Annotated in this window: 26 protein-coding genes; 18 read left to right on the top strand and 8 right to left on the bottom strand. The window is 61.5% G+C overall.

The window, feature by feature from the left end; genetic code table 11:
* The first annotated feature begins 40 nt into the window (after positions 1 to 40).
* Both ligA and ACP3TE_RS03005 read left to right on the top strand, forming a co-directional pair.
* The gene (gene ligA, locus ACP3TE_RS03010; RefSeq protein ID WP_426735234.1) at positions 41 to 2317 is read left to right on the top strand and encodes an NAD-dependent DNA ligase LigA; all 2277 of its coding nucleotides are present in this window, start codon (positions 41 to 43) and stop codon (positions 2315 to 2317) included.
* Between the two features lie 2 nt (positions 2318 to 2319).
* Positions 2320 to 3120: an inositol monophosphatase family protein gene (locus ACP3TE_RS03005; RefSeq protein ID WP_426735232.1), complete on the top strand. Its 801-nt coding sequence runs from the start codon at positions 2320 to 2322 to the stop codon at positions 3118 to 3120.
* Here ACP3TE_RS03005 and ACP3TE_RS03000 read toward each other — a convergent pair.
* Entirely contained in the window at positions 3117 to 3662 is a 546-nt protein-coding gene (locus ACP3TE_RS03000) for a hypothetical protein (RefSeq protein WP_426735230.1), read from the bottom strand. The genes ACP3TE_RS03005 and ACP3TE_RS03000 overlap by 4 nt on opposite strands.
* A gap of 448 nt (positions 3663 to 4110) precedes the next feature.
* Between ACP3TE_RS03000 and ACP3TE_RS02995 the strand changes: the two genes are divergently transcribed.
* Positions 4111 to 4548 carry a hypothetical protein gene (locus ACP3TE_RS02995; protein ID WP_426735228.1) on the top strand — a complete coding sequence of 146 codons (438 nt, stop codon included), beginning with the start codon at positions 4111 to 4113 and terminating at the stop codon, positions 4546 to 4548.
* A 9-nt stretch (positions 4549 to 4557) separates the two neighbouring features.
* On the opposite strand, the gene ACP3TE_RS02990 is transcribed toward ACP3TE_RS02995, so the two are convergent.
* The 3 genes from ACP3TE_RS02990 to ACP3TE_RS02980 form a co-directional block, all read right to left on the bottom strand.
* The gene (locus ACP3TE_RS02990; RefSeq protein ID WP_426735226.1) at positions 4558 to 5007 is read right to left on the bottom strand and encodes an SRPBCC family protein; all 450 of its coding nucleotides are present in this window, start codon (positions 5005 to 5007) and stop codon (positions 4558 to 4560) included.
* 28 nt (positions 5008 to 5035) lie between these two features.
* Positions 5036 to 5842 carry a glucosamine-6-phosphate deaminase gene (locus tag ACP3TE_RS02985; RefSeq protein WP_426736188.1) on the bottom strand — a complete coding sequence of 269 codons (807 nt, stop codon included), beginning with the start codon at positions 5840 to 5842 and terminating at the stop codon, positions 5036 to 5038.
* A gap of 69 nt (positions 5843 to 5911) precedes the next feature.
* Positions 5912 to 7042, bottom strand: coding sequence for an ROK family transcriptional regulator (locus tag ACP3TE_RS02980; protein WP_426735224.1), 1131 nt, complete (start codon positions 7040 to 7042; stop codon positions 5912 to 5914).
* Positions 7043 to 7456: 414 nt separating this feature from the next.
* Here ACP3TE_RS02980 and ACP3TE_RS02975 point away from each other — a divergent pair, with 414 nt between their 5' ends.
* From ACP3TE_RS02975 to ACP3TE_RS02965, 3 genes are all read left to right on the top strand, one after another.
* Positions 7457 to 8653 carry an IS110 family transposase gene (locus ACP3TE_RS02975; RefSeq protein WP_426733378.1) on the top strand — a complete coding sequence of 399 codons (1197 nt, stop codon included), beginning with the start codon at positions 7457 to 7459 and terminating at the stop codon, positions 8651 to 8653.
* A 49-nt stretch (positions 8654 to 8702) separates the two neighbouring features.
* Positions 8703 to 9263: a GNAT family N-acetyltransferase gene (locus ACP3TE_RS02970; protein WP_332594779.1), complete on the top strand. Its 561-nt coding sequence runs from the start codon at positions 8703 to 8705 to the stop codon at positions 9261 to 9263.
* A 63-nt stretch (positions 9264 to 9326) separates the two neighbouring features.
* Positions 9327 to 11240 carry a penicillin-binding transpeptidase domain-containing protein gene (locus ACP3TE_RS02965; RefSeq protein WP_426735222.1) on the top strand — a complete coding sequence of 638 codons (1914 nt, stop codon included), beginning with the start codon at positions 9327 to 9329 and terminating at the stop codon, positions 11238 to 11240.
* A gap of 16 nt (positions 11241 to 11256) precedes the next feature.
* Here ACP3TE_RS02965 and ACP3TE_RS02960 read toward each other — a convergent pair whose 3' ends face one another.
* Complete coding sequence (locus ACP3TE_RS02960) at positions 11257 to 11856, bottom strand: GNAT family N-acetyltransferase (protein WP_426735220.1); 600 nt, start codon at positions 11854 to 11856, stop codon at positions 11257 to 11259.
* 85 nt (positions 11857 to 11941) lie between these two features.
* On the opposite strand from ACP3TE_RS02960, the gene ACP3TE_RS02955 reads away from it, so the two are divergent.
* The 6 genes from ACP3TE_RS02955 (at position 11942) to ACP3TE_RS02930 (ending at position 17614) form a co-directional block, all read left to right on the top strand.
* A complete protein-coding gene (locus ACP3TE_RS02955) occupies positions 11942 to 12493 on the top strand; it encodes a maltokinase N-terminal cap-like domain-containing protein (RefSeq protein WP_133833017.1) in 552 nt (183 codons plus the stop codon).
* Between the two features lie 84 nt (positions 12494 to 12577).
* On the top strand, positions 12578 to 12874 hold the full coding sequence (gene gatC / locus ACP3TE_RS02950; RefSeq protein ID WP_038989805.1) for an Asp-tRNA(Asn)/Glu-tRNA(Gln) amidotransferase subunit GatC: 297 nt from the start codon (positions 12578 to 12580) through the stop codon (positions 12872 to 12874).
* A gap of 5 nt (positions 12875 to 12879) precedes the next feature.
* Complete coding sequence (gatA, locus tag ACP3TE_RS02945; protein WP_426735217.1) at positions 12880 to 14418, top strand: Asp-tRNA(Asn)/Glu-tRNA(Gln) amidotransferase subunit GatA; 1539 nt, start codon at positions 12880 to 12882, stop codon at positions 14416 to 14418.
* A 5-nt stretch (positions 14419 to 14423) separates the two neighbouring features.
* The gene (gene gatB, locus ACP3TE_RS02940; protein ID WP_332594776.1) at positions 14424 to 15932 is read left to right on the top strand and encodes an Asp-tRNA(Asn)/Glu-tRNA(Gln) amidotransferase subunit GatB; all 1509 of its coding nucleotides are present in this window, start codon (positions 14424 to 14426) and stop codon (positions 15930 to 15932) included.
* Between the two features lie 143 nt (positions 15933 to 16075).
* The gene (locus tag ACP3TE_RS02935) at positions 16076 to 17008 is read left to right on the top strand and encodes a hypothetical protein (protein WP_426735215.1); all 933 of its coding nucleotides are present in this window, start codon (positions 16076 to 16078) and stop codon (positions 17006 to 17008) included.
* Between the two features lie 63 nt (positions 17009 to 17071).
* Positions 17072 to 17614, top strand: coding sequence for a GrpB family protein (locus ACP3TE_RS02930; protein ID WP_426735213.1), 543 nt, complete (start codon positions 17072 to 17074; stop codon positions 17612 to 17614).
* Here ACP3TE_RS02930 and ACP3TE_RS02925 read toward each other — a convergent pair.
* Positions 17568 to 18515: a GlxA family transcriptional regulator gene (locus tag ACP3TE_RS02925; RefSeq protein WP_426735211.1), complete on the bottom strand. Its 948-nt coding sequence runs from the start codon at positions 18513 to 18515 to the stop codon at positions 17568 to 17570. The genes ACP3TE_RS02930 and ACP3TE_RS02925 overlap by 47 nt on opposite strands.
* Before the next feature lie 70 nt (positions 18516 to 18585).
* Here ACP3TE_RS02925 and ACP3TE_RS02920 point away from each other — a divergent pair, with 70 nt between their 5' ends.
* The 3 genes from ACP3TE_RS02920 (at position 18586) to ACP3TE_RS02910 (ending at position 20083) form a co-directional block, all read left to right on the top strand.
* Positions 18586 to 19161, top strand: a complete 576-nt coding sequence (locus ACP3TE_RS02920) for a cysteine hydrolase family protein (RefSeq protein WP_426735209.1) — start codon at positions 18586 to 18588, stop codon at positions 19159 to 19161.
* 89 nt (positions 19162 to 19250) lie between these two features.
* Entirely contained in the window at positions 19251 to 19790 is a 540-nt protein-coding gene (locus ACP3TE_RS02915; protein WP_402696440.1) for a GNAT family N-acetyltransferase, read from the top strand.
* Positions 19791 to 19909: 119 nt separating this feature from the next.
* Complete coding sequence (locus ACP3TE_RS02910; RefSeq protein ID WP_426735207.1) at positions 19910 to 20083, top strand: hypothetical protein; 174 nt, start codon at positions 19910 to 19912, stop codon at positions 20081 to 20083.
* Between the two features lie 26 nt (positions 20084 to 20109).
* On the opposite strand, the gene ACP3TE_RS02905 is transcribed toward ACP3TE_RS02910, so the two are convergent.
* On the bottom strand, positions 20110 to 20583 hold the full coding sequence (locus ACP3TE_RS02905; RefSeq protein WP_426735205.1) for a DUF664 domain-containing protein: 474 nt from the start codon (positions 20581 to 20583) through the stop codon (positions 20110 to 20112).
* Positions 20584 to 20646: 63 nt separating this feature from the next.
* Between ACP3TE_RS02905 and ACP3TE_RS02900 the strand changes: the two genes are divergently transcribed.
* The 3 genes from ACP3TE_RS02900 (at position 20647) to ACP3TE_RS02890 (ending at position 23729) form a co-directional block, all read left to right on the top strand.
* Entirely contained in the window at positions 20647 to 21570 is a 924-nt protein-coding gene (locus ACP3TE_RS02900; RefSeq protein ID WP_426735203.1) for an aminoglycoside phosphotransferase family protein, read from the top strand.
* A 142-nt stretch (positions 21571 to 21712) separates the two neighbouring features.
* Positions 21713 to 22357 (top strand): isochorismatase family protein, encoded by a 645-nt coding sequence (locus ACP3TE_RS02895; RefSeq protein WP_332727898.1) that lies wholly within the window; start codon positions 21713 to 21715, stop codon positions 22355 to 22357.
* Between the two features lie 97 nt (positions 22358 to 22454).
* A complete protein-coding gene (locus tag ACP3TE_RS02890) occupies positions 22455 to 23729 on the top strand; it encodes a low temperature requirement protein A (protein ID WP_426735201.1) in 1275 nt (424 codons plus the stop codon).
* 26 nt (positions 23730 to 23755) lie between these two features.
* Here ACP3TE_RS02890 and ACP3TE_RS02885 read toward each other — a convergent pair whose 3' ends face one another.
* Entirely contained in the window at positions 23756 to 24409 is a 654-nt protein-coding gene (locus ACP3TE_RS02885; protein ID WP_426735199.1) for an HAD family hydrolase, read from the bottom strand.
* Between the last annotated feature and the right edge of the window lie 2 nt (positions 24410 to 24411).

Raw genomic sequence — 24411 nt, 5'->3', positions numbered from 1 at the left:
AGCCAGCTAAACTGTCCGCCGGTGGGGCACAATTGAATACGTGAGTGAAAAAGACGTAACACCAGTTGAGGCCTCCAACGTTCCGCCAGAAGCTGACAAGTCCCGCTATGAACAGCTGGTCGAGCAGATCCGTGCCCACCGCGAGGCGTACTACCAAAACGATGCTCCTCTGGTCTCCGACGCGCAATACGATGCGTTGTTCCATGAGCTCCAGCTGCTCGAGGCAACCTATCCCATCCTGGCTGGACAGGATTCGCCCACGCAGGAAGTCGGCGGCGAAGTTTCCGCCGCCTTCGCATCGGTCACCCACGCAAGCCGCATGTACTCGCTGGAAGACGTTTTCTCACTTGATGAACTCGAAGCGTGGCTCGAACGTGCCCAGGTCAATGCCGAACGCCTGCACCCGCAAACCCCGGTCAAGTGGCTGTGCGAAGTCAAAATCGATGGCCTGGCACTGAACCTGACCTACCGCCAGGGCAAGCTGGTGCGTGCAGCTACCCGCGGCGACGGCACCACCGGTGAAGACGTTACCCACAATGCGCTGACCATCGGCGACATCCCGCAGGAGTTGTCCGGCACCGGCTGGCCCGAAGAATTCGAAGTCCGCGGCGAAGTTTTCATTGCCACCGATGACTTCAACAAGTTCAACGAAGCGTTGATTGCCCAGGGCAAGGCGCCCCTGGCCAACCCGCGCAACGCGGCCGCCGGGTCCTTGCGCCAGAAGGACCCGGAACAGACTGCCAAGCGTCCGCTGCGCATGTTCGTGCACGGTCTGGGCCGCAGCCGCGATTTCAACCTTGCTGAACAGTCCCAGGCTTACGAGCTGATGCGCAACTGGGGTCTTCCGGTTTCGCCCTACGGCCGCGTTGTCGGCAGCCGCCAGGAAGCCAAGGACTACATTGCCGAGCACGGCGAGAAGCGCCACGACTTGATCCATGACATCGATGGCATCGTCATCAAGGTCGATGACCTGGCCACCCAGGAACAGCTGGGCTACACCTCGCGTGTTCCACGCTGGGCTGTCGCCTACAAGTACCCGCCAGAAGAAGTGCACACCAAGCTGCTGGACATCCAGGTCCAGGTGGGGCGCACCGGCCGCGTGACGCCTTTCGGCGTGATGGAACCGGTCCTCGTCGCTGGCTCCACCGTTGCCCGCGCGACCCTGCACAACCAGGAAGTCGTCAAGGCGAAGAACGTCAAGATTGGCGACACCATTATCCTGCGCAAGGCGGGAGACGTCATTCCTGAAATTGTTGGCCCGGTGCTGCCACTGCGTGAGGGCAACGATGACCTGCGTGATTTCGTCATGCCTGTCGAATGCCCATCCTGCGGGCAGCCACTGGCGCCGGCCAAGGAAGGCGATGTGGACATTCGTTGCCTCAACGCTGAATCCTGCCCGGCCCAGCTCACCGAACGCGTGGCCTACCTCGGCGGACGCAGCGCCCTTGATATCGAGGCACTGGGCTACGAAGCAGCAGCGGCCCTGACCAGCGGTCCGGGCGAGGACCCTGCCACCCAGGGCGGCATCATTCTGCCTGCTGGCCCCGGCCCGCTGAAAAACGAAGCCGAACTGTTCAACCTCAAGGATATGCTCGACGAGCTTGGCGAGGTGAAGGTATGGCGGGAAAAGCGTTCCAAGGGGGAAGGCACCGGCATTTTCGAGCTCGTCCCGTACTTCTACTCCAAGGCCACCGCCAAGAAGCCGTCTGAGCCAACCAAGAGCACCATGAAGCTGCTCGATGAGCTGGAAAAGGCCAAGGGCAACCCGCTGTGGCGCGTGCTGGTGGCACTGTCCATCCGCCACGTTGGCCCGAACGCTTCGCGGGCCATTGCCACCCGCTACGGTTCCATGGATGCCCTGCTCGAGGTCCTTGACTCGGGCAACGCCGAGGCTGAACTGAGCGAAATCGATTCCGTCGGATCAATCATTGCCGAAGCGCTGGTGGACTGGTTCAAAGTGGATTGGCACCGTGAAATTGTCTCCTCCTGGCAGGCCGCTGGGGTGAAGATGGAAGACGAGCAAGATGCGAACATCACCAAGAACCTCGAAGGCTTGGCCATTGTGGTGACCGGTACCTTGGAACACTATTCCCGCGATACCGCCAAGGAAGCGATCATTGTCCGTGGCGGCAAGGCCACCGGCAGCGTTTCGAAGAAGACGGACTTCCTGGTGGCCGGCGAAGCCGCAGGGTCAAAGCTGGACAAAGCCCAGTCCCTGGGTGTTCCGGTACTGGACGAAACCGGATTCGGCGTCCTGCTTGAACAGGGCCCAGACGCAGCGCGCGAGGTAGCCCTCGCCGCACCAACGGAAGGCTAGAAATGGACCGCGCAGTGACTCATGATCCGCTGGTAATGGTTGCCCGCCGGGCCGCCGCCGCCGGCGCCGAAGTACTCAGCCGCCGCGATGAATCGCAGTTCAACCTCACCGACAAGTCGGCGGCCGGGGACTGGGTGACCGACTTCGACCGTGCCGCCGAGGAAGCAATTCGCGCGGCCATCCTGACCTCCCGGCCCAACGACGAATTGACCGGCGAGGAATATCCAAGTGCCAAGCCTGCGAACCCGAGCGGCTTGCGCTGGAGCATTGATCCGCTGGACGGCACCACGAACTTCGTGCGCAACATCGCCTATTACTGCTCCTCGGTGGGCGTCTGCCAACGCAATGAGGATGGCAGCGAGACCTGGGTAGCCGCGGCCATCGTCGCCCCTGCATTGCAGGTGGAATACTTCGCCGGAAAGGGATTGGGTGCATGGAAGCTTGATCTGCGATCCGGGAAGCTCACACAGCTCACCGGGCCGGCCGAATCCGAGACCAGGATCCTGGCAACTGGCTTCGGCTATGATTCCCAGCGCCGCCAGTTCCAAGCCCAAGTGCTCGGGCAGATGCTCCAGGACTACGTCAATGTGCGCCGACTCGGCTCGGCCGCGCTGGACCTGTGCCTGGTGGCCGAGGGGTCTTTGGACGCCTACGCCGAATATGGCACCCAGGAGTATGACTGGGCTGCCGGCGCGCTGATTGCAGAGGAAGCCGGATGCCAGGTAGGCAGGCCCAGCAGCAACCCGGGCTGGCAGTACGCCGGATTGGTGGATCCAGCCAAGCTCGCGGAGCCTAGCGCCTAGGGAAGCAAAGCTGCTATCCACTGATGCGCGTAATGGATGGCGATGCCCACAGCTACACCGCCGCACACCTGTGTGGCGGTGTGCTGGTAGCTGCGGATCCGGGCCCAGGAAAGCACCGCAAGGAAGAACACCACTAGCGGCATCAGCTCGGCCTGCTGTTCCGCCACCTGCAAAACAACGTAGGTGCCCACAGCCAGGTGCACCGAGACCTTCCACCACAAATTGATCACGGCAACAAGCGCCAATCCAAGCAGGATGCTGAGCACTTCGAGGAAGATCCCGGAACCGGCATCCATGACCCGCAGCACGAGCAGGCCGCACAGGATCAATCCTGCGGTATAGGCATAGATCCCATGCCGCTGACGCCTGACGGTCACGTGCATATCGGTGACCTTGCCGCGCAGTTTCGCCCCGGCCAGGATCAGCCACGGAATAATCGTGGTGAACAGGGCGGCAACAATCGACTCGGTCCAGCGCACGGAGGAATCCCGCCATGGGGTTGCCAGCAGCAACACGGTGGCCAGGATAATGGGAGAGAGCACGTGCGAAACCACTAAGGCGATTTTTCGCACCGCAAGAGGTGAGCTGGCTGTCGAGGTCTGCTGCATCGGGGTCATTGGCCTTGATAGGGGTAGCGGTTTACTGCCGTCGTGGCGGCTAATCCACTGTACACGTGGAGCCGTCAATAATTCCCCTTGCAGGCCGACGGCAATGAGCCCTCGGATCCAACTTCCAGTCCCGCACTGCGCCTGGTGCCGCGCGCGCCGGAAGAGGTCGAATACGCGGAGCCTGGAAACCAAGTTTTCCAACCGGGTAGTCAACGACTGCGTGAACCTGGACTTCTGCAGGGGCATTGGCTGGCTTCGGCAGCGGGTCCAAGGCCGCAACCGCATCGTCCTTTGCTAGCCAAGCAAGTATAGGCTCAACTGGACGACAAGGATACAAGCCACTGGGATGGGGGCCGGCATGCTCAGGATCTCGACGCTCATCATGAGAGCCAGCATGATTTCGGCTGTGCTCATTGCCGTGGCCACTGCTGGAATCCTGTTCGCCGTAGCTAACCCGAAAAGCGTGGCAGATAGGTATTGCGAAGCTGAGGGCCCGCAGCTGACCTATGCAGAGGGCGCGCAGGAAACGACAGTCATTGTGGCCGCCTCCGCCCCTGCCTGCCAGCTGGACTTGCCGGCGGGAACCGTGTATTCCGTCGTCTTGGGGCGGAGCGAAGCCATATCGGATCAAGGCCCGGATCTGAAGATCCCGGTTAACGCCGACGGTTCGTTCAGCCACGTGCTTCCGGTGGATGCCAGTGAATTGCCCAGCCCGATGGCCGTCATAGTCCAGGCACAGCCGCAGTACGGAGAATGCGGGGAATCCTACTCCTGCGCGGTGCGCCAATGGGCTGTGGTCATCGAGCCACAGGACCGCTAGCGAGCAGGATTAGCCTTGCGCGTTGACCAGGTAGTCGTTGCGGATCCGGATGAGCTTGGGCAAGTACCAGCCAAGCACGAGCCGCTCGGCTAGCCAGCCCAAGGGACCCAATGGAGCGCTGAAGCGGATCTTGTCCACCATCAACGTCCCTTGGTCCGATTCGTAGAATTCATGGACGTGGTGGAAGGACTTGAAAGGTCCTCGCTCCTGCTGGTCGGTGAACGTGTGCGGGGCATCCAAGTCGGAAATCCTCGAGGTCATCCGGAAGGGGATGCCGAAATGCTTGGCACGCCAGGTGACCTGCTCGCCCAATCCGATAGTGCCGCTGGTAACCCCCGCCACGGCCTTTTCCTGCGAATCGGCCATTGAACCGGCGTGAGCGTCGATGCTGAGCGATTTCTCGAAAAGCTCGGCACGTGAAGCACCGCAAAGCGTAACGCATTCAAAGTAGACAGCCATGGTTTCAGTATGCCATTGACTGGGCGGTTTAGCTGACCACGAGGTCTACTACGGTCAGTTCCTCAGCCGCGTCATCGTAGTATTCACGCAGTTTCAGCCCCTTGGCTGCCGCTTCATCAACTACTACCACGGCATCCTGGTGCAGCTGCAGGACGGATGCCGGGCAAGAAGCTGACAGCGGCCCTTCTACGGCAGCGGCAATGGCTTGGGCCTTGCCCGCGCCTACAGCCACCAGGACCAAGCGGCCGGCGTCAAGAATTGTGCCTAGTCCCTGGGTGACGCAGTGGGTGGGAACGTGCTCGATGCCGTCGAAGAACCGGGCGTTGTCTTCACGGGTATTGGCCGCAAGGCGCTTGATGCGGGTGCGGCTTCGCAGCGCGCTGCCTGGTTCGTTGAAGCCCAGATGCCCATTGGATCCGATACCCAGAATCTGTACGTGGATGCCACCGGCCTGGGCGATGGCGTCATCGTACGCCCGGGCCGCCGTCTCGATGGCTTCCACGGATGCGGCCATGCCCTGCGGTACATGCAGGCAGCGGGAAGGCAAGCCGATGACATTGCAGACCTCGTTGATCAGCGTCTGGCGGTAGGACTGCTCGTGGGTGTCCGGGATCCCGATGTACTCATCCAAGGCGAATCCCTGGGTATCGGTGAAGTCGGCACGGCCTTCCTGGACCGCACGGGAAAGTTCACGGTACAGGCCCAACGGAGACGAACCTGTGGCAAGCCCCAAATTCGAGGGGGATCCAGCGCTGTGGTGGGCCAGGCCGGCCAACACGTTGTCGGCAGCGATGCGTGCAACTTCTTCAGGGGATGAACCAATGAGCACTCGCATGGTGGGCACTCTCCGATCTTGGCAGTGATGATTAGTGGAATACAGGTATGGAGAAACCGGGCGGTCCCGCTAGGTGATCCCCAGTTCATGGAATAGCACGTTGACCGCGCAACCTCGGAGCACCAGATGCTCTGGATCTTCGCTCAGCGAAAGCCGGAAGTTCTCGGCGCGTGCAGTATGCGAGCGCAGGGCCAGCGCTTCGCGTAGCGCTTGCGCGAGAGGCTGATCCACGACTTCCGGGGTCCCGGTGAAAATGACATCGCGAATGTCGAGTACCGAAAGAAGCGGGGCAATTGCGCCAGCAAGATACGCGGCGATCCGCTGATCCAGCTGCTCCTTTGGTTCCCCTTCGGCCAGGGACTTCCAGATTGCAGGAACGGAAGCATAGGCTTCCAGGCAGCCGATTTGCCCGCAGCTGCATAAGGCAGTGTCCTGCGCACGCTGGCGGACATGGCCCAGCTCGCCGGCGGCGAAATCCGAGCCGCGCACCAGGGTGTTGTGGGTGATCACGCCGCAGCCCACACCGCGTCCCAGGCGCAGCAAGATCATGTGGTCGCTGCCTTGGCCGAAAGTGTGCTCGGAAAGGATGGCGCAGTCGGCGTCATTGAGGACATGAGCGGCCAGGCCGGTAGCCTGCTCGACCGCAGATCGCAGGTCGTAGTCGCGCCAACCGAACTTTTCGGCTGCGACGACAATTCCCCGATCGGTCACTACGCCGGGCGAGCCAATGCCCACGCCCAGAACCGGTGCGTCGCATTCGGCTAGGGCGGTGTCGAGCAGCTCCAGGAGCTGGACCGTCGCGGCCTCACCGGTTGCTTCACGTGCCTGGGCAGAAAAACTCTTGAGGATGGCGCCATCCAGATCCATGATGGCCGCCCGGAACGGGACAACGCCGGATAAGTCCACGCCGATGATCCTGAGCCCCGGGCGATTCAAATCGACGAGGGTGGAGGGCTTGCCGGGGCGTTTTTGCTCTTGCTGCCCGGTCTCAATGACGTGCGAGCGGTTGATCAATTCCGCGACCAGTTCCGAGACGGTGACACGTGTCAGGCCGGTAGCGCGTGCCAGATCGGCACGGCTCGAAGCGCCTTGGTCCGAAAGTGTTTGCAGAACCAGAGAGAGGTTGTGCTCCCTTCCATGGGACGGCAAAATAGCGCTGCCGTGCGACAGCACATTCCAGTCCTTGCGTGGGGAAGTCACAGGGTTAGTTAACTCCATTAACAAACTTGCGGGCAAGTTTTTCTCCCAGTTATTCGCAAGGCACTATTTCCAACCGCGAATCACTGCAGATCAGAGAAGAATTGCTCAGCAAAAATTTCAGCCAGAGCATCATTTGCCTTGGGCTCGGTGACGTGCAGAACCCGTTATCTTTTTGATAGTCCCTAAAAAGAGGATCATAGGGACTGTCGGCCGACCAATCTCGGCATGGTGTCTTGCCCCTGTCTAACCAATGATCCGGGGGGTGTTGCCACCGAGATTGGGATGGCAGCGTGGTGATTGCTAATTAGGGGCGCGGCGCCAGGACACTGGACGCCTGTCATAACGTGGATGTAAGACTTCGCTACCGACGGTTGGTCGACCTTGAACAAGAACTAGTTCAAAGGAGCACTAGTCATGATCACCGCGGATATCGATATTTTCCTCGGCCTGGACGTAGGGAAAACCGACCACTGGGCCTGCGCCGTCACCAAGGACGGCACCAAAATATGGAACAAGACCCTGCCCAACGACGAAGCCAAACTCACCGCCGTGTATCAGAAGCTTTTAGCTCAAGGACATGTCTTGGTGATCGTTGATCAGCCAGCCACCATCGGCGCGCTGGCCGTCGCCGTCGCCCAGCACCTCGGTATTCCGGTGGCCTACCTGCCCGGACTCTCGATGCGGCGCATCGCAGACATGTATCCCGGGACGGCCAAGACAGACGAAAAAGACGCCTTCATCATCGCTGATGCGGCGCGCACCATGCCCCACACGCTGCGCAGCATCCAGGTCTCTGACGAAGACGAAGCCACCCTGGGCATGCTCACCGGATTCGACTTGGATCTGGCCCGTCAGATCACCCAGACCAGCAACCGGATCCGCGGGTTGTTCACCCAAATCCACCCGCCACTAGAGCGGATCCTCGGCCCGTGGCTAGAGCACGACGCGGTGCTGGAGGTCCTCTCTGCTTGGCCCACCCCCGCGCAGCTGAAGCATGCCGGCAAAGCGCGGATCGACGCGAAGCTGAAGAAATACGGTGCCCGCCGGCACACTGCTTGGGCCGGAGCCATCTTGGATGCGTTGGATGAGCAAACCGTGGTCGTGGTCGGCACCGACGCCGCAGGCTTAGTCATCCCGCATCTGGCCCGCCAGCTGATCTCGTTGCACGCCCAGCGCGTGGACGTGGCTACGCACTTGGAAGCCCTGGTGGAGGCTCACCCTCTTTACCCGGTCCTGACTTCCATGCCAGGGGTCGCCGTCAGGACCGCCGCGATCATCATCGCCGAGACCTCCGGCAAAACCTTCGCCAGCGCCGCATCACTGTCCTCTTACGCTGGCCTGGCGCCAACCACGCGCCAGTCTGGCACGTCGATCAAGTCCGAACGCGTCAGCCATTCAGGCAACAAACGCTTGAAGCGAGCACTGTTCCTTTCGGCGTTTGCTTCCATCCGTTTTGATCCGACCAGCCGGGAATACTATGACCGTAAACGGGCTCAGGGGAAGCGCCATAACCAAGCGTTGATCGCTTTGGCCCACCGACGGCTCACGGTCCTGTTTGCCATGATTCGGGATGGCGCACTTTATGACGTTCCGGAGCTGAAAATAGCTTGACACAGAACATAGGGGCACCCCCCCGAGCTCGTGGCACACTTGGAGCATCATGACTGACGCGCAAACTTTTTCAACCAGCATTGGCGACTTGTCGATTGAACTGGCTGCTCCCGAGCACTACCAGCGTGTGGGGGAGCTGACCGCAGAGTCCTATTTTGCCGCTGGGCATTTCGATAGCCCGGATAACGAGTACCTGGACTTCGTGCGCAAGGTGGCCGAGCGTGCAGCCCAGACCGAAATCTACGTGGTGCGCCGGGAAGAAGAGATCATCGGTTCCATGACCTTGATCCGGGCGGGCAGCGACTATGCGGACATTGCCAGAGCGGACGAGCTGGAAATCCGCATGCTCAGCGTTGATCCGGCCGCGCAGCGCAGGGGTGTTGGCCGGAGCATGGTGCAGGCCGCCATCGAGCGCGCCCGGCTCATTCCCGGAATCAATGCCGTCTCCCTGACTACCGGCAGCAGCTGGGATTCTGCCCGGGGACTGTATGAATCCCTCGGATTCGTCCACTATCCCGAACGCGACTGGTTTGTGCCGAACACCGATATCGAATTGGTTGTCTACGCCTATAGCCTGCAGCCAAGATGGATTCAGCCTGGATCCAGGTGAACCGCCCATGACTTCGGCGGACACACGTTGTGGTCTGTCCGAGCGCGTGAATAGAATGGCGCCATGAGTGCTATTCGCCGAAGTGTTGCCGCCCTGTCCGTTGCGTCCGTGGCCATGGCCGCACTAAGCGCCTGCAGTGCTGGCGCGCCAGACCCGGCGCCTTCGGCCGATGCACTGGTATCCGCCATGAATAGCGGCGATTTCGGCTCAGTGCAATTCGCTGGGACCAGCCCAGAAGATGCAGCGAAAGCCCAGGAAACTGCCTTTGGCACCATGGGCGAAATCAAGCACACGAGCACTGTTCGTTCGGTGGCCGAAGACGAAGAAGAGCAAGATGGGGTCAAGACTGCTACCGCGAGCATCACCACGGTATGGGATATCGACAAGTCGGACAAGGATCTGAGCTACGACACCCAGGCTGTGTGGGAATTCGACAAGGAATCCGATTCCTGGAAACTGCGCTTTGACCCGTCAATTCTTGCCCCTGAGTTCGAAACCGGCGACTACCTCAAAGCGGCGTTCGATCCTGCAGCACGAGGCAGCATCACCGATGCAGAAGGCGAAAGCATTGTCTCCAACCGGCCGGTGATTCGTGTTGGCATGGACAAGACCCACACCGGAAAAGAAAACTGGGAAAGCTCGGCGAAGAAACTGGCCAAGCTCGTGGACATCGACGAACAGGCCTATGCGCAACGAGTGATGGCCGCTGGCGACAAAGCCTGGGTGGAAGCTATTGTCCTGCGCGATGACGCAACGCGAGAAGTCACCGACGAGGAAATCAGGGGCATTCCGGGTGCCGGCTTCCACAACGACGAGCTGCCCTTGGCACCCACTCGATCCTTCGCCCGCCCGCTGCTAGGCAGCGTTGGCAAGGCCACCGCCGAGAATATCGAGAAGTCTGACGGCAAGGTCAAGGCCGGTGACCAGGTAGGCCAATCAGGATTGCAAGCCGCCTACAATGACACCCTCGCGGGAACTGCAGGAGTCTCGGTATCGCAGTACAACGCTGAAGATGAAGCGGTAGCGGAACTGATCACCACAGCCCCGGTAGCAGGCAAGGACCTGAAGACCACTTTGGACACCGGACTGCAGGAAACCGCGGATGAACTGTTGGCCGAAGCCGAATCGAACTCTGCCATCGTGGTCATTCGGCCCTCTGACGGCAGCGTCCTCGCGGCCTCCTCGGGCCCGGTTTCTTCCGGGCTGAACACCTCCTTGCAAGCTTCCTATGCACCGGGTTCTTCCTTCAAGGTCGTGAGCGCCTTGGCGATGCTGCGTGACGGAGCGACACCGGGTACCGAGGTCAAGTGCCCGGCAACCACGGTGGTGGATGGCAAGAGCTTCAAGAACTATGACGGCTATCCTGCTGCCGCCGTAGGCACCATCCCGCTATCCGAAGCAATCGCGCAGTCCTGCAACACGGTCTTTGTGAATCAGGGAACGGAAATTGGCGGCAATAACCTGGCTGAAGCCGCGGCTGCTCTCGGCTTGCTGGCAGAGGACGGAACCGGTGCCGGCGCAGTGTTCGGTTCGGTGCCCGAAGATTCTGAAGGCACCACCCAGGCCGCGAACATGATTGGCCAGGGCGTGGTGGAAGCATCGCCACTGGGCATGGCCACCGTGATGGCATCGATCCAGGCGAAGTCCACGGTGCAGCCCAAGCTGATCCTGGCGCCAGAACCCCAGGCACCTGCCAAGCCGGCTTCCACGCTGAGCGAAGAGGAAGCAGGGCAGCTGTCCACCATGATGGCCGAGGTCGTGGACCACGGAACCCTGGAGGACCTGAAGGCAGTAGGCAGCGGAAAGATCATCGGCAAGAGCGGCACCGCCGAATACGACGGCGAAAAGAACGCGCATGCCTGGGCCATCGCCGCCCAAGGCGATCTGGCGGTTGCCGCGTTCGTCGAGGATGGAGACGGCGGAGCCCAGACGGCGGGACCGCTGGTGAAGTCCATGCTGGAGGAAGCGGCCAAATAGTAGCGCGGGGTGCTGCTCAGCCCCGCTGGGCGAAGTATTCGCCGGCGAGCAGGCTCAGCTGCACCTGGTCGTGGAATACGCCATTGTGGAAGTACACCTCGCGTTGGCGCCCCTCCTGGGTATACCCGGCTTTCTCATAAGCCCGGATGGCCCGCTGGTTGAAGGCGGCAACGCACAGGCTAATCCGGTGCAGTCCCAACTCGCGGAAACCATAGCCGGACATCAACGCGGTGGCACGGGTGCCGAAACCCTGGCCGACGAAGTCCGGGCCGATCATCACCGCCATTTCAGCGGCGCGATGGGGCAACTGGCCGCCATGCAGCGTGATGTGCCCGATGAAGGTTCCGCTGCCGCGCTCGAAGATGCTGAAGCCGGCATCGCCGGAGGAGGGCTTGTTCTCGCTGAACTGTGCGAACATTTCCACGAGCGGAGTCCCGGGACGCGGTTTGATGGTTCGTTGCTGGAGCACCGCCCAGGCCAGATCGTTCCACCACCCGGCCATGACCGAGAAGTCCTCGTGCTCGGACTCGCGCAGTTCAATGGCGGCATCCCGCAGCAGGTTCTGCCCGTACTGCTGCGCCTGCTGAACTTCATCCCATGGCTCATGTGTGTGCATGAAACCATCGTAGGAGCTATCGGCTGGCCAAAGAACCGTTGCGCCAACACTTGTGCCTAATACCAGCAATTGACAGACTAAGCTCATGGGAATCGTCTACAACACCACCATGTCTCCAACCAAGACCGAGTTGGTGGCAGCCTGGCTGGCCAAGCAGGAGTTCTACACCGGCCAGGGCGCGCCGAAACTTGAAAGTGTTGGCGGATTCCGCCTGGAAGACCCGCAGGGTGAAGTCGGTATCGAGCTGAGCTTCTACGCTGACCACAGCGATACCTCTGACGTGATTTACCACGTTCCGCTGACCTATCGGGATGCCCCGGTTGACGGTGCGGAACGCTACCTACTGGGAACGAGCGAGCACGCGATTCTGGGCACCCGCTTTGTCTATGACGCCGCCGGCGACCCCATTTTCATCGCCCAGGCACGTGAACTGCTGGCCGGAAATGCCACGCCGCAGCACCGGTCCGAGTCCTTTACCGCGGATCCGCGGATCCTGGTCCGCGGCGAGAGTCGGGGCAAAGACGCGGTGATCATCCGCAAACCGGTAGCCGGCGATCCCGCCGAAGCCGGTGTTATCGGGATCTGGGAGAACGCCCTCGGCCAGGACCTGAGCGGTTTGGTATTGCGCACAGCATAACTAATGCCCCGCATATAGGCATTGGGGCAGGCGCGTAAGGGATAGACTTGTCTATGAAACCCAACCGCCATTCTAGGGAGATACATGTCTGCCATCAGCCGTGAGGACGTTGTGCATCTGGCACACCTTGCCCACATCGAGATGAGCGACGCAGAGCTGGACAAAATGACCGGTGAACTCGACGCTATCGTCGGTGCCATCGCGTCCGTCAGCGAAGTCGCCGCCTCCGACGTCCCAGCCACCAGCCACCCGATCCCGCTGACCAACGTGTTGCGCGAAGATACGGTGGGGCAGACGCTGAGCATTGAAGAAGTTCTGCTCAACGCGCCTGATTCGGACTCGGACCGCTTCAAGGTCCCGGCTATTCTGGATGGTGAATAATCCAAGTGAATGAACTGATTAAGCTTTCCGCCACCGAGCTGGCCGCCAAGCTGCGCGCCGGCGAAGCCACCTCCGTTCAAGCAGTCCAGGCCCACCTGGACCGCATCGCCGAGGTTGACGGCGCACTGAATGCCTTCCTGCACGTGAACGCCGAAGAAGCGCTCGCCGTCGCAGCCGAAGTTGACGCCATCCGTGCCGCCGGCGGCGCGCAGGCCGAAGCCCTGCACCCGCTGGCCGGCGTGCCCATCGCGATCAAAGACCTGATCGTCACCAAGGGCCAGCCGACCACCGCGGCATCGAAGATGCTCGAAGGCTGGATGAGCCCCTACGACGCGACCGTGATCGAGAAGATCCGCGCTGCCAAGCTGCCGATGCTGGGCAAGACCAACCTGGATGAATTCGCCATGGGTTCCTCCACCGAGCACTCCGCCTACGGCGTGACCCGCAACCCGTGGAACCTGAACCGCATTCCGGGCGGGTCCGGCGGCGGCTCGGCCGCAGCGGTGGCCTCCTTCGAAGCTCCGCTGGCACTGGGCACCGACACCGGCGGCTCGATCCGCCAGCCAGGCGCCGTCACCGGTACCGTCGGCGTGAAGCCGACCTACGGTGCCGTCTCGCGCTACGGCGCGATCGCCATGGCCTCCTCGCTGGACCAGATCGGCCCGGTCTCCCGTACCGTGCTGGACTCGGCCTACCTGCAGGAACTGATCGGCGGGCACGATCCCAAGGATTCCACCTCGCTGCCCAACCCGCTCGAAGGCCTGGTTGCCGCCGCTGAATCCGGCGCCACCGGGGATGTCAAGGGCCTGCGCATTGGCGTCATCAAGGAACTGACCGGCGAAGGCTACCAGGAGGGTGTGCAGGCACGCTTCAACGAGTCGCTGGAACTGCTCAAGGCCGCCGGTGCAGAAATCGTCGAGGTTTCCTGCCCGAACTTCAAGTACGCGCTGGGCGCCTACTACCTGATCATGCCTTCGGAAGTTTCCTCCAACCTGGCCAAGTTCGACGGGGTGCGCTACGGCCACCGCGTGCTTCCGGAAGAGGGCCCGATGACCATCGAGCGCGTCATGGGCTCCACCCGTGCCGCCGGCTTCGGCGACGAGGTCAAGCGCCGCATCATCCTGGGCACCTACGCCCTGTCCGCCGGCTATTACGACGCCTACTACGGCTCGGCGCAGAAGGTCCGCACGCTGATCCAGCGCGACTTCGAGGCCGCTTTCGAGCAGGCCGACGTGCTGGTTTCCCCCACCGCGCCGACCGTCGCCTTCGAGCTGGGCGCGAACGACAACGACCCGCTGGCCATGTACCTCAACGACGTGGCCACCATCCCGGCCAACCTCGCTGGCGTTCCGGGCATCACCGTCCCGGGCGGCCTGTCCGAGAACCTGCCGGTAGGCATCCAGTTCCTGGCCCCGGCCTACGAGGATGCCCGCTTGTACCGTGCCGGCGCAGCACTGGAAACCCTGCTCGAGAAGCAGTGGGGCCACTCGCTGATCTCGCAGGCACCAGCCATTGACACCGCTTCGATCGCGCAGGAGGCCTAGGCACCATGAGCAACTACACCGATGAACTGGTCGACTTCGATACGGCACTGGATCGCTACGACCCGGTCCTGGGCTTCGAGGTCCACGTCGAGCTTAACACCAAGACCAAGATGTTCTCCGACGCGCCGAACGCTTTTGGCGATGCCCCGAACACCAACGTCACCCCGGTAGACCTGGGCCTGCCCGGCGTGCTGCCGGTGGTCAACAAGACCGCCGTGGAGTACTCCATCCTGATCGGCCTGGCACTGAACTGCCAGATCGCGCAGAAGTGCGGCTTCGCCCGCAAGAACTACTTCTACCCGGATACCCCGAAGAACTTCCAGACCTCCCAGTACGATGATCCAATTGCCTTCGACGGCTACCTGGACATCGAGCTGGAAGACGGCGAAGTCTTCCGCGTCGAGATCGAACGCGCCCACATGGAAGAAGATGCCGGCAAGCTGACCCACATGGGTGGCGCTGCCGGACGCATCCAGGGTGCGGACTACTCGCTGGTTGACTACAACCGTGCTGGTGTTCCGCTGGTGGAGATCGTGACCAAGCCAATTACGGGTGCCGGCAAGCGCGCTCCCGAGCTGGCCAAAGCCTACGTGGCCGCCGTGCGCGAAATCGTGAAGAACCTGGGCGTTTCGGATGCCAAGATGGAACGCGGCAACGTGCGTTGCGATGCCAACGTCTCGCTGATGCCCAAGGGCGCCCAGAAGTTCGGCACCCGTACCGAAACCAAGAACGTGAACTCCCTGCGCGCGGTGGAGCACGCCGTGCACTTCGAGATCGAGCGCCACGCAGCGGTGCTGGATTCCGGGGCGAAGATCGTCCAGGAAACCCGCCACTGGCATGAGGACACCCGTTCGACCACCTCGGGCCGCCCGAAGTCGGATGCCGATGACTACCGCTACTTCCCGGAGCCGGATCTGGTGCCTATCGTCACCACTGCCGAATGGGTCGAAGAGCTGCGCGGCCGCCTGCCGGAACCGCCAGCCGAGCGCCGCAAGCGCCTGAAGGCCGAGTGGGGCTACGCGGACAAGGAATTCCGCGACGTGGTCAACGCCGGTGTGCTCGACGAGATCGAGCAAACCATTGCCGCTGGCGCCAGCGCCGCTGTGGCCCGCAAGTGGTGGATGGGCGAGATCGCCCGCCTGGCCAAGGCCGCGGACAAGGACATCGCCGATCTGGGCGTGAGCGCTGCGACCATCGTTGAGCTGAACTCGCTGATCGAGGCGAAGAAGATCAACGACAAGATCGCCCGCCAGGTGCTGGAATTCGCCATCGCCGGCGAAGGCACCCCAAGCGAAATCGTCGAGAAGCGCAGCTTGGCTGTGGTGAATGACGATGATGCCTTGGGCAAGGCCGTGGATGATGCCATGGCTGCCATGCCTGATGTGGTCGAGAAGATCAAGGGCGGCAAGATGCAGGCCATCGGTGCGCTGATGGGCCCTGTCATGAAGGCTACCCGCGGACAGGCCGACGCCGGCCGCGTGCGCGAAATCGTGATGGAGAAGCTGGGACTCTAGTCCCCGGACTCCAAACCTGGCGCCAGTCTCGGACTTCCAATCGTGAAGTCCGAGGCTGGCGTTTTTTAGCGAGCATTACGCGCAAGCGGTCTTGATGGCATAAGTTTTTGTGATTCGTTTTTATATTCAGTTATCATCTGAACATGATCAATGCATCTCGTGGAGCAAGAATTTTCAGCACGGTGGCCGCGGTTGGGCTACTGCTCACTGGGTGCAGCGAACCGGAGCCGGACCTGGAATCCTCAACGCCAACGGCAGTTCCTTCGCCGAGCAAGGAAGAGCCTGGGATCGAATCCCTGCGAGATGCGGATCTTGGAAACGCAATCTGGATGGATCCGATGGCGCTCGATGGCAAACCCTCGAAGATCCGTCTTGAGAATTCGAAAGCCAGCGATGAATTCAACAGCTATGAGCTGGGCAAGATCGTCTACGCGGATCTGGACGGCGACGGCGAAGACGATGCCGTCGCATCGTTCATCAGCACGTCCGGCAATGCCTATTGGGAGCACTTCGTCGCCTGGGTTGCGACGGAGGAGGGGCCAGTCCAGGTTCCCGGCGAGATCGCTTATTCGCATAATTGCGGATCCACCGTTGCGAGCGTGGTGCCAGCCACGCAGGGCGTCAAGGTCACTGAGTACCTGCGCAGCGATTTCCAGAATACTGCCTGCGCGGAAAATGGCCCGCTGGAACAGGTTCGAACGGTAGGCGTAAAACAGTATTCCGGCGATGACCAGTACTACCTCGTGCGCACGGACGGTCTTGGAGGCGACGGTGGATACTGCCACCCGGAGGCAAATGGCGACACCATTTCCGTGTCGATCCCCGTCTATTCTGCCCCGAACGCCAAGAGCGAGATGCCTCTGGACGATCAAGAAATGATGGGCTACCTGGCCGGACCGGAAGCCATGGAGGAAGTCACCGACGACGGGCAGTGGATGCTGGGCACGGTGCTGATCAGGGATGGGCAAGCGGAGTCGGGCATGCAGACGCGCTGCGCGTGGATGCCGACGATGAAAAACCCGCTGCATACCGACGGGGACGCGGTGCTGGGTGAAAACGGCCAGCCGGCTGGATAGGGCGAAGTGGAACCTGCCTGTAATCGCACCTTCCGGCTTCCGTCATCGAGGCATACTGGATAGATGAATAGCGAATGGTTCGATAAGCCCGGTGGTGAACCTGTCCATCTTGTCGAGCATGATCCGTCGTGGGCCGACCAGGCCGCTGAATGGATGCTGCGCATCCAGGACGCCATTGGTCCTGCCGCGGCATCCGCAGAGCATATCGGGTCGACAGCAGTTCCGGGCCTCATCGCCAAATCAGTTCTCGACCTCCAAATAGCTGTTCCGGATATTTCAGAAGAGTCCGCGTACCGCAGCGGCCTCGAAGCGCTGGGGCTTGTGCTGCGGCAACGGGAGACCGGCCATCTCTTCTTTCGTCCGCCCGCGGGAGAGCCCCGAACAGTGCATATTCACGTGTGCCAACTCGGTTCGGTCTGGGAACGCGAGCATCTGGTGTTCCGCGATCGACTGAGGGAAGACGCCAATATTGCTACCGCATATGCCGAGCTGAAACAGGACTTGGCCACGAGGGTCGGGGATGACAGGATCGCTTATGCGCGAGGCAAGGCGCAATTCATCAAGGACGTTGTCGACGGAAAGCCGCTGCATGGCCGGTCGGCGTGATCCCCAATCGCGACGAAAAATGCTTGCGCAGCAGATCATCAGAAGCAAAGCCAACCTGACGGGCAACGGCGCCAACCGACAGGTCGCTTTGTTCCAGTAGGCGTTGGGCCTCGCTGACTCGAAGATCATTGAGCCATGCAATAGGTGTTGTCCCGACCGCGTCTGAGAACCACCGGTGAAAAGTCCGTGGTGACATTGCGCAGACCGCTGCTAGTTCTTGGACGTTCCAATGCCGTTGAAGATCTTGGCTGACTGCCAGATGCAGTTGTTCAACTGACGGCGATGAATTCCCAGGGATGCTGGTATCCGCGTATTGCGCTTGGGTTCCCGGTCTGAAAACAGGGGTGACCATGGCCTTCGCGATAGTTTCTGCAGCGCTGGTTCCCCAGTCCAGACGTACTAGATGGAGTAATAGATCAACTCCTGCGGTGACTCCAGCCGAAGTCCATACTTTGTCCTCGCCACAATACAAATCCCTCGACTTGACGTTGACCTCTGGATAACGCCTTGCAAGTTCATTGGCAAAACGCCAGTGGGTCGTCGCGCTTCGCCCATCGAGCAGTCCTGCAGCGGCGAGTGTGAATGCGCCGGTACACAATGAGGCGACAAGGACCCCGGAGGAAGCAGCTCGTGCAACTGCTGCCACTTCCTGCGGGTGAGGTTCTCCGAGCGGATTCTCGCTTCCTGGAACCACCATCATGTCGAGTTCCTCCACCGAAGCAAGCGGATGTGTGCGCCGTATTGAGCGAACCGGGTCAAGAGCGGTGACCGTGGTTGCTGCGAGGATTCGAACTGCGGGCCGGGGGAGACCACGGTCGGTTCGGTCGACGTACACCTCACGTGCAACTTCGATATCAAATGCTCGACGGCCCGGCCCAACTAGAATCCCCACAATGGTCATGGCGCAATCTTATCGAACCATGTCATTTATGCCACTGGTTGGGTAGCTCTATCCCTGATGAAGTAGAAGCATGATGACAAGTACAAAGACCGCATTGATCGTGGTTGACATGCAGCAGGGTTTCTACGACACCTCATGGGGCCCGACAACCAACTACCCGCAATGCGAGAACAACGTTGATCGGCTTCTCTCGGAGTGGTCCCAAAAGAACATGCCGATAGTGATCGTCAGGCACGATAGCCGAAATTCGGACTCGCCCTTGTTCGTGGAAAGTCCCGGCAATAATCTTCACGAATCGGTGCAAGCGGTCACCCCTGATCTGTTCGTAACCAAGTCAGTGAACTCATCATTTTATGGCTCCCCGGATTTGGACCAGTGGCTGAGGTCCAATCAGATCAAAAAGATCGTGGTTTGCGGAATCCAAACCAACTTGTGTGTAGAAACCACCGCCCGGATGGGCGGAAATCTGGGATTTGACGTCATTGTGCCTCTCGATGCCACACGAACTTTTGATCTGGCAGGACCTGACGGCACGGTAATACCGGCAGCCACTCTGATGCAGGTTACGGCGACCAATCTTCACGGAGACGGCTTTGCGCTGGTGGTTTCGACGCAAGAGATTCTGGATTCATTGAAAGCGGCCTGACATGGAAGCAGATATTCGGCCGGGTGCTGTCGCCACCGGATTCATGTTTACGCTGACTGGATCCGGCATGTCTTCTATAGGCTGGCCCCATGAATATCTCGTTCACAGCAATGGCACCGGAAGACAGCCGTGCCATCGCCGCTTTTCTATCAAGCAACAGCTTCCCATTCCATGTCCGTCGGAACTGGACAGAGCCGGAGCTGAGACGACTAGTCGATAGCGGAAGATATTGGAACAGCGAGCGCCAAGGATTCTGGATTATTGGCGAGGGAGAATGCTTGGGAATGGCAGTACTCGAAGATCTGGAAGACGACACTCCCATGCTTGACCTGCGCTTGGCGGAAAAGCACCGGGGATCAGGCCTGGGTACCCTCGTACTGAGGGAATTGACCGCCAAGGTGTTCACTGATTTCCCCGGCACCTTGCGCTTCGAAGGCCAAACCAGGGAAGACAACATCGCGATGCGCAAGACTTTTCTTCGCGCCGGTTTCCTCAAGGAGGCGCATTACCGGATGGCGTGGCCCACCGGCGACGGGCGCCATCTCGCCTCGGTTGCCTACGCGATCCTGCGCCAGGATTGGGAATCCGGGACCGCTACCCGCTTCGATTGGGAAGATCTGGACCTGTGAGCGGCGCGCGGTCCTGCGGCATTTGATTTGGCGCCTCTGGCAACTGCGCACTGATCCTGCTAGGGTTTCACACCAAATCAACTACCGCTGAGCGGTAGAAGGCTTCTAGGAGGGTAGCCATGGCTGCATGGCCCAGAATCGCGGCGCTGGCCATGCTGCTGGCCGCCATGGTGGCATTGATGGCATTCCAGTGGCTTCCAGCTCTCATGTTCTTGCCTGCTGCAGGAGCCGTGCTCGTTTGGGACGGCTTTGCGCGCGGACGCTCTTCAGGCCCCGGGAAAGGCCATGGGTAGGCTAGCTGTGACCTGCCGGATGCCTTTCACGACGCGTCCTTGGCCAAGTGATCCCGGGTGATTTCCAGATGCCCCAAGTGCTGGCAGAGCTCTTCGAGCACATGCAGCAGCACGCCCTGGCAGGTGGCCATCCAGTATTCACCCTCCCTGCCTGGCGGGGCCGCAACGGGAGCATCATGCATGGCAGTGAGCGCCAGGTCGTTGGCGAACGCCTTCCTGGCATCATGCGCCAACTGCAGGGCAGCCTCCTTGTCCATCACCGCGGTGAACTCGGCGGCCCGATCGCGGGGGACTTCGATGCCGAGATTGACAGTGGAGGACCAGCGGCGCATCATCCCGCAGCAATGCAGCACCAGCTGCACCGGCGAATTGCTGCCGCGAACGGGCAGGACGCTATTGGCCTGTTCCTGCGGAATGCTGGTCAAGGTTTCGGTAAGCTGGTCGAATTTCTCCAGCAGGAGCGTGGCGAGGATCTGCTCGCCGGGTGCAGGGGAGTCCATGCACCGATTCTAGGACGATTCGCCCGGCCGGGTGAACCATGCGGGGTGCACTAGCATTGAGCAATGACCTCTTCTGTCTCCACAGGTACGGGAATGCCGCCAGCGGAAGTCGACATTGATGCGGAGCTGGTCAGGCACTTGCTGGCTAGCCAGGCGCCGCACTGGGCGAACCAGGACATTGCCTATCTGGCTACCGGGTGGGATAACGAGGTGTACCGGCTGGGAGCTGAGCTGGTGGTGCGCCTTCCGCGCCGGGAACTAGGCGAGGCCATTGGACTCAAGGAACGGCGTTGGCTGCCGCAATTGGCCGCCGAGACCGGCCTGCCCATCGCCATGCCGGTCTTCGTTGGCCGACCCGCGCCGCGATACCCTTTCACGTTCTCCATCTGCCCCTATGTCCCGGGCCGCAGCGCCGCGACGGTGGACCGCCGCAGGCGCGATGGCTACGCCGGAGAATTCGCGCAGTACTTGTACCGGCTGCACCAGCCTGCCGGAGCCGCAGCGCCCAGCAGCGAATTCCGGGGCGTGGGGCTGGCCGCACTCGATGCGAAAACCCGCGGCCAGATTGCGGCGCTGGACTCCCCGCTGCAAGGTCCGGCGCAGGTCCTCTGGTCCCAAGCATTGTCCGCCGCGCCGCATGATAAGGCACCGCTGTGGTTGCACGGTGATCCGCATCCGCACAATACGGTCATCACCGAGCAGCACGGCCGCTGCCAGCTAGCTGCGCTGATCGATTTCGGGGATTTGTGTGCCGGGGACCCGGCCTCGGATCTGGGCATGCTGTGGATGCACTTCAGCGCCGAAGCCACCGCCTCGGCTTTCGAAGGCTACGGCGCCCAACCGGGCAGCGACCTGTGGCAGCGGTCCAGGGGATGGGCGCTGCGCTACGCCATGCTCACCGCAACGCTGGCCGAGGAGGATCCGCTGGGCCGCATCGGGCGCCAGACACTACAACTGCTGCTCGCCGGCGGCCAGCGCCGGAAGTGAGCAGCAACCGGCCTGAGCGGATCGGGATTCTTGGAAGTGACCGGGGATTTGCGCCGGGCACTGGCCGGGCCCGGTTTCCGGCGATAGCCTGAAGCCACGCACGAAGTTTCTTGCAACTTCATCGATCCATGAGGAGCTGGACATGCCCAAGAAAACCTCGCCGGAACCGGTTCGCGATCAGCGCGCAGACCACTTGCTCACGCCGGAGAATTGCGTGCTGGCGTTGATCGACTTCCAGCCCGAGCAGTATGGCACCGTCACTTCCACCACTCGCGAGCGGATCGATCTGAATGTCGTGGCGCTGTGCCGGCTGGCTACGGAGTACGGGATTCCGGTGGTGCTCTCGACCGTGGGCGTGGACATGGGAGTCAACCAAGGCACCGCGCAGGTGATCAAGGACGAGCTGCCCGGGGTCAAGGAAATCGACCGCAGTGGAGTCAACGCCTGGGAGGATGCCGAGTTCAGGGAGGCCATCGAAAGCAGCGGCCGGCGCAAGGTGGTCATGGCCGGGTTGTGGACCGAGGTCTGCCTCGCCTTTCCCACCCTGGATATGCTTTCCGAAGGCTACGAGGTCTATCCGGTAGCCGACGCGGTGGGCGGCATATCCCAGGCGGCGCACGACTTCGCCTTCGAACGGATGATCGCCGCCGGCGCCCAGCCGGTCACGGCCATTTCCTTCGGAGGCGAGCTCATGCGCAACTGGGCCCGCGATGATTCGGACAAATTGCGCAAGATCATGCGCTGGTACTTCCCGCTGAAGCATGAACTGGATTCGGCTGGGAAGTAGGCCCCGCGGATTTGCCGAGGCGTCAGTGCGATAATTCCAGCTGGCGGTTACCTATTCTTGTGAATGTCCTCCGTTGAGTTTTCGAGAAAGCCGCACGATGTCCGCCAGCACGGGTCTTGATTTCTACCAGCACGGCCTGCGCCGCATGCGCGGACGCGATCCGCAGGAGCAGAACCGGACCGCCACCACCTTGGAACTGTTCTTCGACCTGACGTTTGTCACGGCCTTCGGAGTTGCCGGCAGCGAGCTGGCCCACGGCATCGAGGTGGGGCACTATGCGCCGGCCATCATCTCCTTTGCCATCGCGTGCTTGTCGATCATCTGGGCCTGGGCCAATTACGCGTGGCTGGCCTCGGCCTTCGACAACGACGACTGGCTGTTCCGCAGCCTGACCTTGGTGCAGATGTCGGGCGTCATCGTGCTGGCGGTCGGCATCCCGATGATGTTCGCGTCCATCGATCAGGGGGCGGTGTTTGATGCCAATGTGATGGTCGCCGGCTACATTGTCATGCGCGTGGCGCTGATCGGGCAGTGGCTGCGGGTGGCCCGGCACGATCCGCAGCACCGGATGGCAGCGCGCGGCAATGCTATCGGGGTGGGCATTGCCCAGCTGGGCTGGACCTCATTCCTCTTCCTTCCGCTCTCGCTGGTTCCGGCGTTGTGCTGCCTGGCGGTCTTCTGGATCATCGATTTCAGCGCACCGCTGATTGCGGAGCGGGTGGCCCGTTCCCATGGCGAATCGGGTATTCCCTGGCACGCCCACCATCTGGCGGAACGCTATTCGCTCATGTCGATCATTGCCCTGGGCGAATGCATCATGGGAACCTTGGCAGCTGCCCGGACGATCTCCCAAGGGGCGAACTGGAATTTCGAGAGCATCGTGGTGGTCGCCGCGGGCGTGCTGATTTCTTTCTCGCTGTGGTGGGCGTACTTCCAGCTGCCCTCCGGACCGGTGCTCCATTTGCGGCGGGACAAGGCCGCGGCGTGGATCTTCGGGCATATTGCGCTTTTCACGTCCATTGCCGCGATCGGCGCCGGGCTGCATACCATCGGCTACGCCTATGATCCCGAAGCCGCTACTGACCCCGTGATGGTCATCGTGGCTCTGGCGATTCCGGTTTTCGCCTTCATGGTCATCATTACCCTGCTGCTGACCTGGTTGCTCGGTGCCCCGATGTTCACCTGGGCGCATTTGCCCACATACCTGATGCCGCTGGCCGCGGCTGGGCTCAGCCAACTAGGCGTTCCGGTGTGGGCCTGCTTGCTGGTGCTGCTGTGCTCCCCGCTGACCGTGATCATCGTCTACGAGCTGGGGTATTGGCGCAAGCTGGCAGTATCCCTGGACAGGGTCCTGGTCCGGCCGGCGGGGTAGCGGTACTCGATCAGCGCAGCCGTCAATTATGCTCCGGAAGCCATGCCGGGCAGTGCGTCCATGCTGCTGAACACATGGGTTGCTCCGGCCGCGCGCAGCAGCTCGGGCGAAGTGCTCGTGGGTCCGCCGTTGGAATAGCCGTACACCGTCGCGCCGGCCGCGATCCCGGCAGCCACCCCGGTGGCAGTGTCCTCGATAACCAGTGCGCCAGCTGGGTCAATGCCCAGTGACGCGGCTGCGGCCAGGTAGACATCCGGTGCCGGTTTGCTGCGTGGGCATTCCATGCCGCTGAAGACCCGGTCTCCGAAGTACTCGGTGAACCCGGCCAGGGCCAGCTGCATTTCGACCTTGGCCCGGTCTGCGCCGGTGGCGCAGGCAATGTTCTGGCCGTAGACCGAGGAAATCTGCTTGACTGCTTCCAGCGCTCCGGGGATCGGCTGCAGCTCCGAGCGCAGCGCTTCGTCGCGGCGTGCGCGGAACTGGCTAATCCACTGGTCGTCGATGCGGAATCCGGTCTGGTCGAGAATGGGTTGCCACTGGTCTTTCAACGCCTTGCCGATGAAGATCTCGATGCATTGCTCGGGGCTGATCGCCCAGCCCAGCTCGATGAGCATCTGGCGGAGCACGGAATTGGTGATGGACTCGGAATCCACCAGGACGCCATCGCAATCGAAAAGCACGG

Source organism: Glutamicibacter sp. 2E12, from assembly GCF_050030965.1.
Taxonomy (GTDB): domain Bacteria; phylum Actinomycetota; class Actinomycetes; order Actinomycetales; family Micrococcaceae; genus Glutamicibacter.
Note: the sequence above shows the minus strand (reverse complement) of the source record. Positions and strands in the feature narration are given on the sequence as shown.

Excerpts from the sequence above, each read along its gene's own strand:
- ACP3TE_RS03005 (WP_426735232.1), top strand. The coding sequence starts at position 2,320 with ATGGACCGCGCAGTGACTCATGATCCGCTGGTAATGGTTGCCCGCCGG.
- ACP3TE_RS02995 (WP_426735228.1), top strand. The coding sequence starts at position 4,111 with ATGAGAGCCAGCATGATTTCGGCTGTGCTCATTGCCGTGGCCACTGCT.
- ACP3TE_RS02990 (WP_426735226.1), bottom strand. The coding sequence starts at position 5,007 with ATGGCTGTCTACTTTGAATGCGTTACGCTTTGCGGTGCTTCACGTGCC.
- ACP3TE_RS02985 (WP_426736188.1), bottom strand. The coding sequence starts at position 5,842 with ATGCGAGTGCTCATTGGTTCATCCCCTGAAGAAGTTGCACGCATCGCT.
- ACP3TE_RS02975 (WP_426733378.1), top strand. The coding sequence starts at position 7,457 with ATGATCACCGCGGATATCGATATTTTCCTCGGCCTGGACGTAGGGAAA.
- ACP3TE_RS02970 (WP_332594779.1), top strand. The coding sequence starts at position 8,703 with ATGACTGACGCGCAAACTTTTTCAACCAGCATTGGCGACTTGTCGATT.
- ACP3TE_RS02965 (WP_426735222.1), top strand. The coding sequence starts at position 9,327 with ATGAGTGCTATTCGCCGAAGTGTTGCCGCCCTGTCCGTTGCGTCCGTG.
- ACP3TE_RS02960 (WP_426735220.1), bottom strand. The coding sequence starts at position 11,856 with ATGCACACACATGAGCCATGGGATGAAGTTCAGCAGGCGCAGCAGTAC.
- ACP3TE_RS02955 (WP_133833017.1), top strand. The coding sequence starts at position 11,942 with ATGGGAATCGTCTACAACACCACCATGTCTCCAACCAAGACCGAGTTG.
- gatC (WP_038989805.1), top strand. The coding sequence starts at position 12,578 with ATGTCTGCCATCAGCCGTGAGGACGTTGTGCATCTGGCACACCTTGCC.
- gatB (WP_332594776.1), top strand. The coding sequence starts at position 14,424 with ATGAGCAACTACACCGATGAACTGGTCGACTTCGATACGGCACTGGAT.
- ACP3TE_RS02935 (WP_426735215.1), top strand. The coding sequence starts at position 16,076 with ATGATCAATGCATCTCGTGGAGCAAGAATTTTCAGCACGGTGGCCGCG.
- ACP3TE_RS02930 (WP_426735213.1), top strand. The coding sequence starts at position 17,072 with ATGAATAGCGAATGGTTCGATAAGCCCGGTGGTGAACCTGTCCATCTT.
- ACP3TE_RS02925 (WP_426735211.1), bottom strand. The coding sequence starts at position 18,515 with ATGACCATTGTGGGGATTCTAGTTGGGCCGGGCCGTCGAGCATTTGAT.
- ACP3TE_RS02920 (WP_426735209.1), top strand. The coding sequence starts at position 18,586 with ATGATGACAAGTACAAAGACCGCATTGATCGTGGTTGACATGCAGCAG.
- ACP3TE_RS02915 (WP_402696440.1), top strand. The coding sequence starts at position 19,251 with ATGAATATCTCGTTCACAGCAATGGCACCGGAAGACAGCCGTGCCATC.
- ACP3TE_RS02910 (WP_426735207.1), top strand. The coding sequence starts at position 19,910 with ATGGCTGCATGGCCCAGAATCGCGGCGCTGGCCATGCTGCTGGCCGCC.
- ACP3TE_RS02905 (WP_426735205.1), bottom strand. The coding sequence starts at position 20,583 with ATGGACTCCCCTGCACCCGGCGAGCAGATCCTCGCCACGCTCCTGCTG.
- ACP3TE_RS02900 (WP_426735203.1), top strand. The coding sequence starts at position 20,647 with ATGACCTCTTCTGTCTCCACAGGTACGGGAATGCCGCCAGCGGAAGTC.
- ACP3TE_RS02895 (WP_332727898.1), top strand. The coding sequence starts at position 21,713 with ATGCCCAAGAAAACCTCGCCGGAACCGGTTCGCGATCAGCGCGCAGAC.
- ACP3TE_RS02890 (WP_426735201.1), top strand. The coding sequence starts at position 22,455 with ATGTCCGCCAGCACGGGTCTTGATTTCTACCAGCACGGCCTGCGCCGC.